The organism is Paenibacillus athensensis, from assembly GCF_004514475.2.
Lineage (GTDB): Bacteria > Bacillota > Bacilli > Paenibacillales > NBRC-103111 > Paenibacillus_AL > Paenibacillus_AL athensensis.
On record NZ_MYFO02000012.1, the window covers coordinates 110,028 to 125,308 of the forward strand.

Here is a 15,281-nt window from a genome sequence, read left to right on the forward strand (position 1 = left end):
TCGCCATTCTATACAAAAGTTATACAAAATACAATGTGCAGTTCGCTCGTTCCTAACCCTCGAGCAGCCGTTCGGCTACGCGCTGACCGGAAAGCACAACAATCGGCGTACCGCCGCCGGGATGCGTAGTGCCGCCCGTAAACCAAAGTCCCTGCACGTCGCGGCTGCGATTGGAGGGACGGAAAAACGTCTGTCGGCGCGTATTGGCCGAAATGCCGTAAATCGCGCCGCGAAACGCCGAGGTATCGCGGCGCAAATCGGCCGGCGTATAGACCTCCAGTGTCTGCGCCGTTTGGCCGAGCTTGCCGAAGCCGCGCCGCTCTAGCCGCTCCAGCAGCAGATCGCGGTAAAGCAGCGTTTCCCCGAAGGTCCAGCTCGCGCCGCTGCCGAGGTATGGGGCGTTGGCAAGGATGAACAGGTTGCTGCCCCCCGCGGGAGCGGCTTCCGGATCGCTGAAGGATGAATTGCAAAGATACAGGGCGGGATCGCTAGCAGGCCGTCCATGTCGGAAAATATCGGTGAATTCCTCTCCGTACCGTTCGGGGAACAGGAGGGTATGATGCAGCAGCTGCGGAAAGGTTTGCGGCACTCCGGCCAAAATAACAAAGCCGGACAAGGACGGCTCGTAGGCGTCGATCCGCGCGTCGGTCATATGCTGACGGCAGCCGGGAGGCAGCAGCTCGCGGCAGGCCGTCAGCAAGTCGGCGCCAACGACAACCTCGTCGGCGGGAAGATCGCCGGCTGTCGTGAGCACGCCGTGGGCGCGGCCGTTGCGCACGGCGATTTGCTTGGCCCGCGCGCCGCAGACGATGGTCACGCCCAGCTCCTCGGCCAGCCGCACGAATGCTTGCACCAGCTCGTAGGTGCCGCCGCGCACGCCGTAAACGCCGATTTCCGTCTCGACATGGGCAAGCATGGCGAAAATCGCCGGCGCGGCGGTTGGCGAGCCGCCGACATACGTGGCGTAGCGCCCGAACATCGCCAGTGTGTGCGAATGCCGGAAATAGCGGCGCAGCAGCTGATTCAGCCGGGTGAACGGCCGTACGCGCAGGAAGGCCCTAAGCAGAGCGGGATCGGCCTTGTCGCGCCAGGAAAGGAGCAGACGGCTCAAAAAATGACGCTCCGACAAGCGGTACAGCCGCTCGGCTTCATCCATGAATGCGTCGTATTGCCGCGCATCCTCGGGGCTGAAGGCGGCGAGCTGCTCCTTCATGCGCTCGCGGTCGCGGCACAGATCGACCTTGTGGCCGTCGGCAAACAAGTTGCGCGTCGACGGGTCCAGCCGGTACAGCGTCACGTAATCCTCCATTCGCCGTCCAACGGCCGTGAACACAGAGGCAAACGCTCCCGGCATCGTAATCGTGCTCGGTCCGCGGTCGAAGCGGTAGCCGGATTGCTCGATGCGAGCGAGCTTGCCCCCCGGCCGGGGCTGGGCTTCGATGACGGTCACGCGGCAACCGGCCGCAGCGAGCCGAATGGCGCATGACAAGCCGCCAAGCCCTGCGCCGATAATGACGATCCGCTTGCCGGAAGCGGCGGAACTGATCGGTGTGGTAATATACGGCGTCATTTGGATTTCACCTCCGGCGAAGCTTTGGAATGATGGTAGGCGCGGCCTTTCCAGACGTAGCCGCGTCCCGTGACGGCGAGTCTCCACGAATCGGCAGCAAGCGCGATCAGCGCGGCGATCGACACAGGCAGCAGAGCGCCGAGCTTGGGCGATTGGCCGTTGCGCGTGTCGATCGTCGCCTTGAGCGCCCAGCCAAGCGCACAGGCGGTGAGCGCCGGGACCAGCAGATGTAGCCAGCCGCCTGATTTGCCGGATGGCATGAAATCGGCAAAGCTGCCCCTGCCCGCGGAGATGTGGAAGCCCTCTAAGCCGGCGCCAGAGAGCAAGCCGGTTCCGAGCGCGAGCAGCGCAGCCGCAGCGGTCAGCGCGGGCAGCACGTAAAGCAGGAAATAAACAACCAGCACGGTACCGAGTAGAACATGGCTGCGGCCCGTTCCGGCGAAAATGTTTTTGCGGTAGCCCTGCCACACTTCCGCAGATGATGTGTACATCCGCATATGGATGTCGCGATGCACGTCGGCGAGCAGCAGCGGATAGCCGGCCCGCTTTACGGCACGAGCCAGCTCCATATCGTCGACGAGCGCGCCGCGGATCGCTTCGTGCCCGCCGACGGCCCTATAGGCTTCTCGGGCAATGAGCAGGCAAGCGCCATGCGCAGCGGCAAACCGCGGGTCGGCCGAGCGGCGTACGAGCGGTATCGGCAAATGGCAGGCGACGGTGAACATCATCAGGGGCACGATCAGCCGCTCCAGCGGCGTGACGACCTCCTGCCGCGGGAAGCCGGTCACCAGGCCCGGGCCCAGCGCTTCCGCCGCTGCTGCAAAGCGGGCGAGCGCGCCTGGCTCCAGCCGCGCGTCGGCATCGAGGAAGAACAGCCACGGAGCGCGGGCCGCTTGCGCGAGCTGGTGACAGGCGAAGGCTTTGCCGGTCCAGCCGGGCGGCGGCTCTTCGCCGCGGATGACGCGCAGCTGCGGATGGGCCTGGAGGAAGGCGGCTGCCAGCTCGGCGGTTCCGTCCTCGGAACGGTCGTCGAGTACGATTACCTCCAGCGGCGTCTCGCTTTGTGCCAGCACCGAGCGCAGGCATGCGGCGATATTGCGGGCCTCGTTGCGGGCGGGGATCAGCACGCTGATGCCAAGGGGGCCGCAGGAGCCGGTCGGCGCGGTCGCGCAGTCGGCAGGGCGGCCCTTTGGACTGGCAGGCGAGTAGCAGGCATGGAGGTCCCGGGGGCCGGCCGGCACGCGGACGGCGTAGCGGCCCTTGAGGCCGGCAGGCAGGCAATCGGCGTAGCGGCCCTTTGGACTGGCAGGCGTGCAGTCTGCGTAGCCGTCCTGGGGGACGGCCGGCGTGCAGTAGGAATCGCGGCCCGCAAGGCCGGCGGACGCTTCACGCGTGCGTACCGGACGCGTCTCGGCTGCAGAAGCGCCGCCGCATACGGCCGCAGCATCCGCGTCTGGCTGGCCCGCATCGCGCGCCGCTGCCGCTTGCTCCAGCGTCGGCAGCTGCTGGAGGTTCCAGCGCGCGAACAGCCACTGGACGCCGACGAGCGCGGCAATCAGCCACAGCAGCGCGCTCATGGCGCCACCCCGCGGCCGCGCCCGCCGTTACTGCGCCCGAACCAGCGGTCAAACGTGTCGCTGACCGAACGTCCAGGGCGCAGCAGGGCAGTAGCGTCGCCGGCCAGCTGTGTCGGCTCGCCGGCAATCGCCTGCGCGCGCTGGCGCTCAAGCTGGTCGGTCACAGCGTCCTCCAGCGCCTGCACGGCGGCTTTGCGGCCCAGCGCCGCCCAGTCGAGAGCCAAAGGCTCGCCGAAGCGGAGGCTGGCTTCGGGCTTTTGATGCAAGCCGAACATCAGATACAAGCTGACCGGCACGGCCAGCGCATAAGGGCAGAGGGCTAGCAGCAGGCCGGTTCCGCTGTGAAAGCCCAGCGGGCGTTTGTCGATGTGCTCGATATCCCCTTGCGGAAAAATCCAGACGCTATGCCCTTGCTCAAGCAGACCGCGGGCGTACTGCAGCGAGTCGCGGATGCCGGAGGGGCTCGTTTTGCGGATCGAGAACGCGCCGATTTTGCGGAAAAAGGCGTATTTGGCCAGCTGCTGCTCCTCCATCATCATGAAATGGGCGCGCGCCGACAGGCGGCTGACCGCTTCGTAGACCAGCAATCCGTCCCACCAGCTGCAATGGTTCATGACGTAGACGGCGGGGCGGCTCTCGACAGGGTCGACATCGCCCAGAACGGTCAAGGAATGAAAATGGCGGCGCAGCAAATAATGGCGGTTATACAACCGGAACACGGCTTCAAAGCCGGGGCGCTTGTGCGCTTCGATCATGGCGCAGACTCCTTTCCGCCGCAAGCAGCGCGATTGCGGCAATCGCTGCAGAGGCCCACAGCGCTTCTTTGACGGCTAAAAGCCCGAACATCAGCAGCATGCCCTGATACAACCGCCACGCGCGGCGGCGCTGCCATTCAGTGGCGTCAAGCTGCGGCAGCAGCAGCGATAGCAGCGCCCCGACAGCAAACCAGGACGCAAAATTTGTCCACGGCACGCCGTACAGCCCGGCCGTCTCGTCCCAGCGCCACAAACCGCGCGCATGAGCGACCGGGTCGAGCACGAGGTCAAGCCCGGTCGCCAGCGCTCCGATCGTCAGCGCGCGAAGAGGGCGCGAGACGCCGCGCGGAATGAGCAGCGACGTATTGACAACGACGCCGACCCATGCCGCCGCAACGGCTGCGGGAACGCCAAACAAGCCGATGCCAAGCGTCGCAGTGTAGACGTAGGCGCCGAAAGGCATGCCGGTCGTTGTGCCGAGCCACTCGACGCCGAAGGCGAGCAGGGCGATGGCCAGCAGCGCGGGGGCGATTCGCAGCAGGCGGGAGCCGCTGGCGGAAGGAAGGCGCAGGGAAATGGCATACAGCGCGTAGAGGAGCAAAAAGAGCCCATTCGCAAAGCCCAGCGCCTCAGGCACGCGAAAGAAAAGCATCAGCAGCAGGCCTACCGCGTACCAGCCCCAGAATAGCAGCGCCATTGGCCTAAAGCGCTGCAAGACGCGCCTGCGCTTCCTGCGTAAGCTGCGGGTAGCGCTGCAGCAGCCCGTACAAAATCGACAGCTTGGCTTTATCGCTGACAACGGCGCGCTGGCGGAACACCTGATAGCGGCTTGCCCGTACCTCGTCAAGTATCGCCATGTAGGTCTGCGCAGCCAGTTCGACGCAAAAGGCGCTGGTCGCCGGATATTGCTCCAGCTCGCGCAAGCCCAGCTGCAGCCAGCTGCCGGCAAGCTCCATCAAATGCTCCAGCATGCGAATGAAGCCGGGGTGGACCGTACCGTTTTCGAAGTCGCGCTCCGTGCAGCCGTATTGCTGCATCAGCTCCAGCGGAATGTACCGCCGTCCCCGCTGACAGTCCTCGCCGATATCGCGGATGATGTTGACGATCTGCATAGCCTTGCCCAAATAAACGGCCGATTCCGCCAGCCGTTCGCCGACGCGCCCTCCGTGCAAAATCGGCACGAGCATACTGCCCACTGTGCCCGCGACCAGGTAGCAGTAATGCTCCAGCTGCTCCACCGTGTCGTATCGGGTCAACGACGTGTCGAGCCGTTGTCCGGCCATTTGCAGGAAATACGGCTCCGGCGACAACGCAAACTCGCTGAACAGCCAGCGCAGCGCCGGCCAAATAAAATGCCCCTCTGCCGACTCCAGCGAGCGGAAGCGGTCCTCCAGCTCCTCCAAGGTGTACGGGGAGCGCTCAGGCTCGTCGACGGAATCGTCGATCATGCGGCAAAAGGCATACATGACGTGCACAGCCTCCCGCTTGGGACTTTCCAGGAAGCTGAATGCTTTATAGAACGAAGAGGAATGACTGCGGATCATGTGCTCACAATCGGAAAAAAAAGCCGGATGATTCATGAATACATCTCCTTTCGTATATGCTCGGCAAGGAGCTTTGCTCCCTGCATGACGATGGGCACGCCGCCGCCGGGATGCGTCGAAGCGCCTACGGCATAAAGCCGTTCGATCGGCAGCGGCTTGAGCTGCGGCCTAAGCGGTCCGGATTGCGCGGCCGTCGGCGCGATGCCAAAGCTGCCGCCCTGATACAGTCCGATGGCTTCGGCGTCGAATGGCGTGCGCACCTTCCGTTCGACGATGGCGCTGCGCAGACCGGGCAGCAGCTTGCGTTCGGCGTCAGCGAGCACGGCGTCCAGCAAAGCGTCGATCCGCTGCTTGATGTCGCTTTCCGCCCACATCGGCGCATTCGCCGGCGGCGCGGGGATCATCAGGTAAAGCGCCGACTCGCCGGACGGGGCCGATTCCGGGTCGATGGCGGCCGGGTTGAACAGATAATAGGAGGGCTGCTCGGGAATAACGCCCTCGGCGAACAAGCGGCGCATACCGGCGTCAAAATCCGCAGGCAGCACGAACTGGTGGACGGCCGCTTCCGGCCAGCGGCGGCTCGCGCCGATGTAGAGCAGCAGACAGCCGCTCGACGGCGTAAAGCGCCGCTTGGGCGCGCGGACGTGAGCGGGCAGCAGCTTGGGCAGCAACGGCGCTTCGCCGTTAAACACGACGGCGTCGTAAGGCTCAAAGCCGTCGGCGGTTTCCAGACCGCGCGCTCTTCCGTCTGCGACACGGATGCCGGTCACCTCGCTGCCGAGCTTGACGGTTACGCCGCGCCGCTCCAGCGCGGCGGACAGCTCGGCAACAAGACCGGCGTAGCCGCCTTTGAGATACCAGACGCCATAACGGTGTTCGGCATACGGGATAAAGCCGTACAATGCCGGCGTGCGGTGCGGCCCGCCGCCGATATACAGCGTCTGGAGAGAGAAGGCGTCGATCAGCCGAGGATCGCGGAAGTAGGACGCCGCGCGTGCGCGGACGCTGCGATATGCCCGCATGCGCAGCAGCAGACGCACGCTTTGCGGCGTGAGCGCCCGGCGCGCGTGGAGGAATGGCCGGTCGAGAAAGGCGCGCTTGCCTTCGGGAAACGCCCGGTCGTGATCGCGCATATAGCGGCGGAAGCCGTTTTCTTCTCCAGGGAACAAGCGGGCGATTTCGGCCAGCTGGCGCTCGGGATCGCTCCATTTTTCGAAAACGGCCCCGTCGCCGTAATGAATCCGATACATCGGATCGCAGGGCAGCAGCTCCAGCCGGTCAAGCCGCACGCCGGCTTCCTCCAGCAAGCCCAGCAGCAGCTCGGGCAGCAGCACAATTGTCGGGCCCTGATCGATGCGGAAGCGGCCGAACTGCTCATAGCGCAATCGTCCGCCCAAGCGGCTGGAGCGTTCGTGGAGCGTGACGGCATGACCGTCGCCTGCCAGCAGCAGCGCTGCCGTCATGCCGCCGATGCCTCCTCCGGCAATGCCGATTGACAGCCGGCTCATCGGCGGATCGCCCCTTTCGCGTTTATGCCGGCGCGGTCTGACGGGCTGGCGGTAAGCATGGCGCAGGTGATTTTGGCCGACTCCAGGATCGTCGGCAGTCCGCTGCCCGGATGAGTGCCGCCTCCGACCAGCCAGCAGCGCTCCAGCTCCTCAAAGCGATTGTGCGGACGCAGGGTCAGCATCTGATCGAGCGAATGAGCCAGATTAAACGTAGCGCCGTGATAGACATCGAGTCCGTCCCGCCAATCCCAAGGAGTTACGACGCGTTCGCAGACAATGGCCTCCTCCAGTTTTTGCAGCTCGGGGTACGACTTCAGCCGGTCGAGCACGCGTCGGCGAAACGGGCCTGCTTCTCGCTCCCAGTCGATGGGGGCCTGCGTATTCGGCACGGGCACGAGTAACAGCAAGGCGGATTGACCGGCAGGCGCGAGCGTCGGATCGAGCGGGCTCGGGTTATGGATGTAGATCGAAGGCTCGTCGGACAGCTTTTGCCGGGACGTAATATCGTCGACGTTGCTGCGGTAATCGGCTGCAAACAGCACAGTATGGTGCGGCAGGTCGATCATCCGGTCGAGGCCGAGGTAGAGCATGAAGGTCGAGCAGGAAAATTTTTTGCGCGCCAGCTTTGCCGGTCCGTATTTGCGCAGCACGCCCGGCGCGAACAGCCGGGAAGCGGCTTGGGAGAAATCGGCGCCGATGATCACGTCGTCTGCTTCCTCGCGTCTGCCGTCCTCCAGCAGCAAGCCGACGGCGCGGCCGTCCTGCACCAGTACTTGCCGTACCGCGGCGCCAAGCTCGATGCGCCCACCGTCGGCGCGCACGGCATCAGCCATCGCTTCGCAAAGTCGGTTGATGCCGCCGACCGGATGCATCAGCCCGTAGCGGTGCTCCAGATAGGACAGGATGGTAAACGTTCCCGGACACTCCCACGGCGACATGCCCAAATATTTGGATTGAAAGCAAAAGGCGGTTTTTAACCGTTCGTCGCGAAAATAAGCGGACAGCCGGCTGTATACGGTGCCGGTTGCATGCAGCTTAGGCAGCGCCCGCGCCATATCGCCGGCCACATAGTCCCGCCAGCTGTTGAACGGACGCTCCAGCAGCGGCGCAATTCGCGCGAACTTTTCGGCCTCGTCGCGCATAAATCGCGCATAGCCGGCGCCTTCGCCGGGAAATAGCGCTTCAATGCGCCGCTGCATCAGCGCCCGGTCGGTCGTGGCGTTCAGCTGGACGTCGCCGAATTGGAGCCGGTACATCGGCTCCAGCGGCACCAACCGGACGTGATCCTCCAGCCGTCGTCCGGTCATGGCGAACAGCTCCTGCCATTTATGCGGCATCATCAGGAACGTGGCGCCGCGATCAAAATGAAACTCGCCAAGCGTCAGCCGCGATGAACGTCCGCCTACCTGCGGCTGTTTTTCGTAGACGGCCACATCGAGTCCCTGAGCGGCCAGAAGCATAGCGGCGGCAAGGCCGCCCGGCCCGGCGCCAACGATCAACACCTTGCGTTTTTTCATAGCAATCTCCTTTCGGGCCTTACTGCGGATGATGCGGGAACGGTTTATACGGTATGCGCATAGACAACATATACAAAATGCGTTAATATCTTATACAAATACTATACTAAACTTATACAAATGGTCAACTGTTTTGTATAAGTTTCGGGCAGTCTGACGGCGCTAGTGGCAGTTGCTGCGGCGTCAAGCGGGGATGGACAGTCAGGATGCGGGAAAGCGAGGGGGAGATCGGATGAAAACGAGCGTATGTGTGATTGGAGCGGGAATCGGCGGCCTGATGGCCGGCGCGTATTTGGCCCAGGCGGGCTATGCGGTAACGATTTTGGAAAAAGCGGCGACAGTTGGCGGTTCGGCGGGCTGGTATGTGCGGCGCAACCGGCGGTTTCCGACCGGCGCGACGCTGGCTTTTGGACTCGAAGCGGGTGGGCTGCTGCGCAGCAGGCTGGAGGAGCTTGGCGTGGAGCTGGAGGCGGAGGAGCTGGAGCATCCGATGGATATCGTGCTGCCCGACCGCAAGGTGGCGGTGCTGCGCAATGCTGCAGCCTGGGAGGAGGAGCTGGCCCAGCGGTTTCCCGAGCAGCGCGCAGCGACCCTTCGCTTCTGGCGGGAGCTGGAAGCGATCAGCCATGCGGTGCTCGGTGTCACGGGGACGGGAGCGGCCCTGCCTGTGCGGCGGCCGGCCGATCTTGGCGGTCTGCCGGGCTACCTGCTCCGTCATCCGCGAACGGCGCTGCAGCTGGCTCGTTCTGCGCGGCGGACGGTGCTGGACCTGCTGCGGGCGCACGGGCTGGAGCACTACGAGCCGTTGGTCCGACTGCTGAATCTGCAGCTGGTCGATGCGGTGCAGACCGATGTCAGCCGGGCCGCGCTGCTGCCGTCCAGTCTCGCGCTGACGGTCTACCGGCAGGGCAGCTTCGGGCTTGACGGCGGGCTCGGCGGGCTTTGCGAGGCGCTGGCATCACGCATAGCCGGCTGGGGCGGCGAGATCGTCACCGCTTCCCCGGTGCAATCTGCGGTCTACAACGCAAAGCAGCGCAAGTGGAGTGTGGAAGCTGCACGGCGCAGCGGGTTTTACGACATCGTCGTCAACAATACCGGCCTCGACCTGGAGGGCGGGTTGGCCGCTGGAGCAAACCCGCGGGCGGGAACGAAGGCAGAGCCCGGGAGGGCGCTGCCGGTTGAGTTGCAGCCGCAGCCGCACGCGGGAGCTTGGGGCGCGTTTCGTCTGGATGCGGTGCTGGACGAGACGGGCTTTGAGGCCTGTCTGCCGCGGCTGGCGCTGCCCTTTGCGTATCAAATCGCACCGGATTGCCAGCATGACCGGCTGTTCGGAGACGAGCACGGCCCTGTATACGTCACCTTTCAGCGTACGCTGGACGGCAAGGGGCGGCCGGTTATCGGAGAAGTGACGATGACGGCGACGGTGCATACCGATACCTGGCGCTGGCTGGCCTGCTCTGATGAAGCGTATGCGGCCCAAAAGCAACAGGCCGGCGAAGCGCTCTGGCGCGAAATCGCCAAGATTGCCGACTTGCGCCGGCACGTGCGGTCTGCCGACATCGGTACGCCGCGGACCTATCTGCGCTATATCGGCAAAGCCGAGGTCGGCGGCTTCCCGCTGACGGTCGAGCGCGCGCTGCTGCGGCCTGCGGGCGTACGTACGTCCGTACCCGGCTTGTACCATGCGGGCGAGACGGTTTTTCCGGGGCCGGGCACACTTTCGGCTGCGCTTAGCGGGATGTATGCGGCGCGGGCGATTGGCCGCGATTACCGTTAAATGCGCTGGCCGCGAGGAAGGTCGCACTTATGGTTGGAGCACGCGCATGCGCAAAAACCCATAAGTCCGCAAGGGATTCACAGGCGTATTCATGCTTCCATAAAATAAAAAGCCCGTCGGAGCCAATCTCCACGGGCTTTATCGGCATTACGCTTCCAGACGGGCCATCGTCTGTTCCTCGCATTCCTTGGAGCAAAAGCGGTTATGCTCCTCCTCACAAGCTTCGCAGCAAATGTGCTGCAGGTGGCAGTAATCGTTGGCGCAGTTGACGTAGCGGTCTTCAGGCTTGCCGCAATGGTGGCAGTGGCCGATGACGACGTCTTCGGCGGTGCGGTTGATCGGCACGGAAATGCGTTCGTCAAATACGTAGCATTTGCCGTCGAACAACCGCCCCTGCACCTCGGGGTCCTTCCCGTAGGTCACGATCCCACCGTCGAGCTGATACACTTCCTTGAAGCCTTCCTTGAGCAAAAAGCCGGACAGCTTTTCGCAGCGAATGCCCCCGGTGCAATAGGTCAGCACCGGCCGGTCCTTATACTGCTCCAGATTGCTGCGAATCCATTCGGGAAATTCGCGAGTGGATTCGACCTCCGGCCGGATCGCGCCGCGAAAATGACCGATGTCGTATTCATAATTGTTGCGGCCGTCGAGCACGAGGACGTCTTCCTGCTGCAGCTTCTCGTAAAAATCCTTAGGCGACAGATGCGTGCCCGTCAGGTCGTTCGGGTTGACGTCTTCTTCGAGACGGAAGGTCACCAGCTCTTTTTTCGGCCGGACAAAAATTTTCTGAAACGCGTGTTTGTCGCTTTCGTCGATTTTGAAAACGAGATCGCGGAACAGCGGCATGTGCCGCATCATTTGCATGTACGCGTCGGTTTGCTCGACCGTGCCGGACAGCGTGCCGTTGATCCCTTCGGGGGCGATCAGAATACGGCCCTTCACGCCGAGCCGTTTGCAATAGGCGAGGTGCTCGCGAGCCAAAGCCTCGGGGTCCTCAACCGTGACGAATTTATAGTAGAGTAAAATGCGGTATGGAGCTTCTCCCGTTGTCATTGTCAAACCACCTAATCTTGTGTATTGCAGGCTGCCTGCAGCCTAAGCCTATAGTGACACAAAACGGCGCATAATTCAATCGCCTGCGGCGCTGCCGGGGGCGAACGCCGCGCTCGTTGGCCCGTCGGCCTCGCCGGGCTTGTGCCGCTTGCGGGTGTCGGAGGGGTCGGAGCCCGCGCTTGGGGAGACGGTGTAGCGTTCGGCGACGGCCGGGTCAGAGCGATCTTCGCTCAGATCGCCAATTTTGTTACGCGAGCTGCCGTCCAGGTTGTACGCGTCCGCGCCGATATGCCGTCCTGCGAGGGCCGCGCTTGCTGCATTCGCTGTTCCGTCTGCGTCCGTGCCAGCGTGCCGTTCGGCGAGGGCCGCGCTTGCCGCATTCGCTGCGCCGTCTGCGTCCGCGCCGGTGTGCCGTTCGGCGAGAGCTGCGCTTGCCGCATTCGCTGCGCCGTCTGCGTTCGCGCCGTCCGCCGCCGTGCCATCGGCATCGCCGCCCGCCGCGCAGCGGTTGCCGCCACGGCGCTTCGCTGCACGCATGGCTTGCTGCGCGGCCGCAAGCAGCGTGCGGGCATCGCTGCCATCGACGGGCGCGCTCGCGGCGCCGACGCTCGCCGTGACGACGAGCTCGCGGCCGCTGACGACGAGCGGCTTGGCGAATTGCTCGACGATGTGGGCGGCGATTTTGGGCACGTCGTCCGGCGAACCGACGTCGGGCAGCAGGACGGCAAAGGCGTCGTCGCCAATGCGGGCGAGCAGCGCTCCGAGCGGGATGCAGTGGGCCAGCCGTCCTGCGGCCTCGCGCAGCAGCCGGTCGCCGAAATCGTGGCCGAATTGCGCGTTGACTTGTCCGAAACGGTCCAGATTCATATAGAGGACGCTTACGCCACGCGAGCCGCCGCCCTCGGCGGAGGTCAACTGCTTGTCGACGTTCTCCAGAAGGGAGCGGCGATTGTGCAGGTTTGTCAGCTCGTCGTAATATGTTAAATAGCGGTATTCATGGAACGCTTTTTTGCTGTCGTGAACATCCTTGGCCATGACGAAAATGCCAACGGTCCGGCCGTCGGGCGCAATGGGAATGGCCGTCATCAGCATGCCGCGTGTCTGACCGCTGCGGGTCAATAGAGCGGTAGCGAACGAGCAGGCTTGTCCCTTGAGCGCCTGATACAGCTGCTGCAGGGTCAGCTCGACTTCGCTTGGACTGATGCAGCCAATCAGCGATCTGCCGATCAGCTCATCCGCGTCATAGCCGCTCAGCGTGTTCATCGCCGGATTGACATGCGTGAAGCGAATCATCAGATCGAGCCGGAAGACGGCGTCGGGATTGCGCTCGTACAGCACGTCGTAATGCGTCTCTTCCTGCAGAGCCGCTTCTTCGGCGGCGAGACATTGACGCTCAATCGACGTCTCCAGCAGGTGGAGCGCTACAAGCAGCCCGGACAGGACGATTGTAAAACCGAGCATGTAGACAAGCCCTGGCGTGACTGCTGCAAACAGCAGCGGCTGGGCGACGGACAAAGCGAGCGCGGTCAACATGGGCAGCAGGACGGCGGCGATTCCCGACAGTACGCTGCCGGCAGCCAGCGCCAGCGGCCTTGGGGCCGCGCCGCGCAGCTCCTGGCGGCGAAAGGCAAGGCGGGTGGCGACGAGCCGGGTGCCGCTGATGCACGTAATCGTGCTGGCGACCAGCGCGTATTTCCATTGGGCGTAGTGCGGATACGTCAGCGCATAGCCGACGCCGTCGCACACGACGCAGCCGGCAGCGAATAGCAGCTCGGCGCCGAGCAGCCGCCGCCGCTGCCGGGCGCGAGGGCGCAGACGGAGCACGGTCCAGCTGCTGAGCGTCAGGCACAGCAGCAGGGTGACGGCATAGTAGCCGGCGTTGCCTGCCAGCGGCAGCGCAACGTCCAGCGCCAAACGGCACAGTAAATAAGCCAGCCATGTGCAGAGGCCAAGCCCCGCAGCGCCGAGCAGCAGGGCCGGTTTATCGCCGGGGGCGGCGAGCGGGGCTTGCGCGCAGCGCTTCTGCAGTCGGGTCGCTCCCAGACTGCCCAGCGAGGATACGGCCAGAGCGGCCAGCAAATAGCCGAATTGAAATTGACTCAGGTCGGGCGGGTGAAGCAAACGATTCCCTCATCTCTTTGAATATAATCTGACGCAGCAGGGCGTGTGTGAACAGCCTTCTTGATTATATGCAAAAAGCTTCGACATTGTTGTCGAAATTTGGTGATTAATTGAAAAAAGATAGCGTATCCTGCTAAAAAGTGCTAACCGAACCGTCTGGCTCCGGGACAGAATGTGAACCATTCTGGTTATAGAGCCCGGCGACGGATCTAGGGGGAGCCGCCGATCCCGTTGCAGCCCGGGTAGCGCACAAGGCAAGCGCAACGAGCTGCCCGCAAAGCCCAGCCGCAGATGCGTCAGTCCCCGCGCATAGACAAAGACGCTTTCATTACGACCATGCCAATCGGTCTGAAAGCGTCTTGTACTTGCGAAGTCCTATTCAGGCGGGGGCGCAGCATGCAGCTACAAAAACCGGCGGTGATGCTTTTTGCCGTCATACGTGAATTGGACCTTCTTATCTTCGACAGTCGTTTCCAGATGGACAGGCTTGCCCCAGAGCCGGTAGATGTAGGGCAGCGTTTTTTCCACGTATTTCAGGTCCAGCTCGACGCCTTCGAACGCATGCTTGAGGAACAGCTCGCCGCTCCGCTGGTAATCGCCGTCCTCGACGACGAGATAAGGAAAGCCGCCGTTGACGCGCGAGTAGACGAGCTGGTCGCGAATATGCTCCCACGTTTTGTCGGTAATTTTCCATTCCGGGCCTTTTTTCTCGAAAATGTACAAATCGAGGTCGGCGACAAGCTCTCTGGTCAAATAATTGCGGATGAAGGAGGTATCCGAGTCGTATTCGCGCACCTCGAACATTTTTTGCCGGCCCTCTCCGGGCTTGCGGTTATGCCGGCGCATCTCTTCGTCGGTAGGATGGTCCCAGCGTTTTTCGATATCTTCGAAAATTTTCAGCCCCAGGTAATACGGATTGAGGCTGTGGCGCGACGGCTGGACGACGGAGGAGTTCAGCTTCGAGTATTCAATTGTCTCTTCTTCGGTCAGATCCAGCTCGCGCATAATGCGTTGGTGCCAATACGAGGCCCAGCCTTCATTCATGATTTTCGTTTCCATTTGCGGCCAAAAATAGAGCATTTCGTCGCGCATCATCGTGAGGATGTCTCGCTGCCAATCCTCCAGATACGGCGCATACTCCTCGATGAATAGGAGCAAATCCTTCTCCGGCTTCGGCGGGAAGCGGCGCGCGTCCTCTTTGTCGGGCGGCTGCTCAGTCTTGGGCTCGTCGAGCTCCCACAGGTCGTCGTAGCTGCCAGATAAGTCTCGACGGACGCTTGGTGGTTTTTTGGCTTCCTTGGCGGTCCGCTCGGGGCGGCGGGAGCGGTTCAGGCTCGGATCGACGTGCTCCTGAATCGCCAGAACGGCGTCAAGAAACTTCTCGACCTCGGCCGAGCCGTATTCCAGCTCGTATTGACGGATGCGTTCCGCAGTCGCCGACATGCTTTCGACCATGTTGCGGTTTGTTTTGGAAAAACGAACGTTGTTTTTGAAAAAATCACAGTGCGCGAGCACGTGCGCTACGATCAGCTTGTTCTGGATTAGCGAGTTGCCGTCCAGCAAAAACGCGTAGCACGGGTCGGAGTTGATGACCAGCTCATAGATTTTGCTCAAGCCTAGATCGTATTGCGTTTTCATGCGGTGAAAATTTTTGCCGAAGCTCCAATGACTGAACCGCGTCGGCATCCCGTAGGCGCCGAATGTATAAATGATGTCCGCCGGACAAATTTCATAGCGCATCGGATAAAAATCGAGCCCGAAGCCGGTGGCGATTTCCGTAATTTCGGCAATGGCCCGTTCGAGCTGCTTTTTGTCCTCGCCCAACATGGTGCATCCCTCCTCTTCTTCCGATATATATA

At 62.8% G+C, this 15,281-nt stretch carries 11 protein-coding genes; 1 reads left to right on the plus strand and 10 read right to left on the minus strand.

From position 1 onward, the window contains the following. Window positions 1-52: 52 nt before the first annotated feature. The 7 genes from B5M42_RS19645 to B5M42_RS19675 are packed head-to-tail and all read right to left on the minus strand — an operon-like array spanning window position 53 to window position 8,471. Window positions 53-1,570, minus strand: coding sequence for a phytoene desaturase family protein (locus B5M42_RS19645; RefSeq protein WP_134752840.1), 1,518 nt, complete (start codon window positions 1,568-1,570; stop codon window positions 53-55). Beyond that, window positions 1,567-3,147, minus strand: coding sequence for a glycosyltransferase (locus tag B5M42_RS19650; RefSeq protein WP_134752842.1), 1,581 nt, complete (start codon window positions 3,145-3,147; stop codon window positions 1,567-1,569). The genes B5M42_RS19645 and B5M42_RS19650 overlap by 4 nt, the downstream gene beginning before the upstream one ends. Next, window positions 3,144-3,902, minus strand: a complete 759-nt coding sequence (locus tag B5M42_RS19655) for a lysophospholipid acyltransferase family protein (protein WP_134752844.1) — start codon at window positions 3,900-3,902, stop codon at window positions 3,144-3,146. Before B5M42_RS19655 ends, B5M42_RS19650 begins: the two co-directional genes overlap by 4 nt. Continuing rightward, on the minus strand, window positions 3,871-4,617 hold the full coding sequence (locus B5M42_RS19660; protein ID WP_230633033.1) for a carotenoid biosynthesis protein: 747 nt from the start codon (window positions 4,615-4,617) through the stop codon (window positions 3,871-3,873). The genes B5M42_RS19655 and B5M42_RS19660 overlap by 32 nt, the downstream gene beginning before the upstream one ends. Beyond that, window positions 4,604-5,482, minus strand: a complete 879-nt coding sequence (locus B5M42_RS19665) for a phytoene/squalene synthase family protein (RefSeq protein WP_134752846.1) — start codon at window positions 5,480-5,482, stop codon at window positions 4,604-4,606. Before B5M42_RS19665 ends, B5M42_RS19660 begins: the two co-directional genes overlap by 14 nt. Continuing rightward, window positions 5,479-6,954, minus strand: a complete 1,476-nt coding sequence (locus B5M42_RS19670; RefSeq protein WP_134752848.1) for a phytoene desaturase family protein — start codon at window positions 6,952-6,954, stop codon at window positions 5,479-5,481. The genes B5M42_RS19665 and B5M42_RS19670 overlap by 4 nt, the downstream gene beginning before the upstream one ends. Further along, the gene (locus tag B5M42_RS19675) at window positions 6,951-8,471 is read right to left on the minus strand and encodes a phytoene desaturase family protein (protein WP_134752850.1); all 1,521 of its coding nucleotides are present in this window, start codon (window positions 8,469-8,471) and stop codon (window positions 6,951-6,953) included. Before B5M42_RS19675 ends, B5M42_RS19670 begins: the two co-directional genes overlap by 4 nt. Before the next feature lie 232 nt (window positions 8,472-8,703). On the opposite strand from B5M42_RS19675, the gene B5M42_RS19680 reads away from it, so the two are divergent. Further along, window positions 8,704-10,248 (plus strand): phytoene desaturase family protein, encoded by a 1,545-nt coding sequence (locus tag B5M42_RS19680; RefSeq protein ID WP_167689903.1) that lies wholly within the window; start codon window positions 8,704-8,706, stop codon window positions 10,246-10,248. 147 nt (window positions 10,249-10,395) lie between these two features. Here B5M42_RS19680 and trhO read toward each other — a convergent pair whose 3' ends face one another. From trhO to B5M42_RS19695, 3 genes are all read right to left on the minus strand, one after another. Continuing rightward, window positions 10,396-11,301: an oxygen-dependent tRNA uridine(34) hydroxylase TrhO gene (gene trhO, locus B5M42_RS19685; RefSeq protein WP_134752854.1), complete on the minus strand. Its 906-nt coding sequence runs from the start codon at window positions 11,299-11,301 to the stop codon at window positions 10,396-10,398. A 75-nt stretch (window positions 11,302-11,376) separates the two neighbouring features. Continuing rightward, entirely contained in the window at window positions 11,377-13,422 is a 2,046-nt protein-coding gene (locus B5M42_RS19690) for a sensor domain-containing diguanylate cyclase (protein WP_134752856.1), read from the minus strand. A gap of 402 nt (window positions 13,423-13,824) precedes the next feature. Next, the gene (locus B5M42_RS19695) at window positions 13,825-15,249 is read right to left on the minus strand and encodes a SpoVR family protein (protein ID WP_134752858.1); all 1,425 of its coding nucleotides are present in this window, start codon (window positions 15,247-15,249) and stop codon (window positions 13,825-13,827) included. Window positions 15,250-15,281 lie beyond the last annotated feature (32 nt).

Coding starts and splice junctions, on each gene's coding strand:
- B5M42_RS19645 (WP_134752840.1), bottom strand. CDS start 1,570: ATGACGCCGTATATTACCACACCGATCAGTTCCGCCGCTTCCGGCAAG.
- B5M42_RS19695 (WP_134752858.1), bottom strand. CDS start 15,249: ATGTTGGGCGAGGACAAAAAGCAGCTCGAACGGGCCATTGCCGAAATT.
- trhO (WP_134752854.1), bottom strand. CDS start 11,301: ATGACAACGGGAGAAGCTCCATACCGCATTTTACTCTACTATAAATTC.
- B5M42_RS19665 (WP_134752846.1), bottom strand. CDS start 5,482: ATGAATCATCCGGCTTTTTTTTCCGATTGTGAGCACATGATCCGCAGT.
- B5M42_RS19655 (WP_134752844.1), bottom strand. CDS start 3,902: ATGATCGAAGCGCACAAGCGCCCCGGCTTTGAAGCCGTGTTCCGGTTG.
- B5M42_RS19670 (WP_134752848.1), bottom strand. CDS start 6,954: ATGAGCCGGCTGTCAATCGGCATTGCCGGAGGAGGCATCGGCGGCATG.
- B5M42_RS19680 (WP_167689903.1), top strand. CDS start 8,704: ATGAAAACGAGCGTATGTGTGATTGGAGCGGGAATCGGCGGCCTGATG.
- B5M42_RS19675 (WP_134752850.1), bottom strand. CDS start 8,471: ATGAAAAAACGCAAGGTGTTGATCGTTGGCGCCGGGCCGGGCGGCCTT.
- B5M42_RS19650 (WP_134752842.1), bottom strand. CDS start 3,147: ATGAGCGCGCTGCTGTGGCTGATTGCCGCGCTCGTCGGCGTCCAGTGG.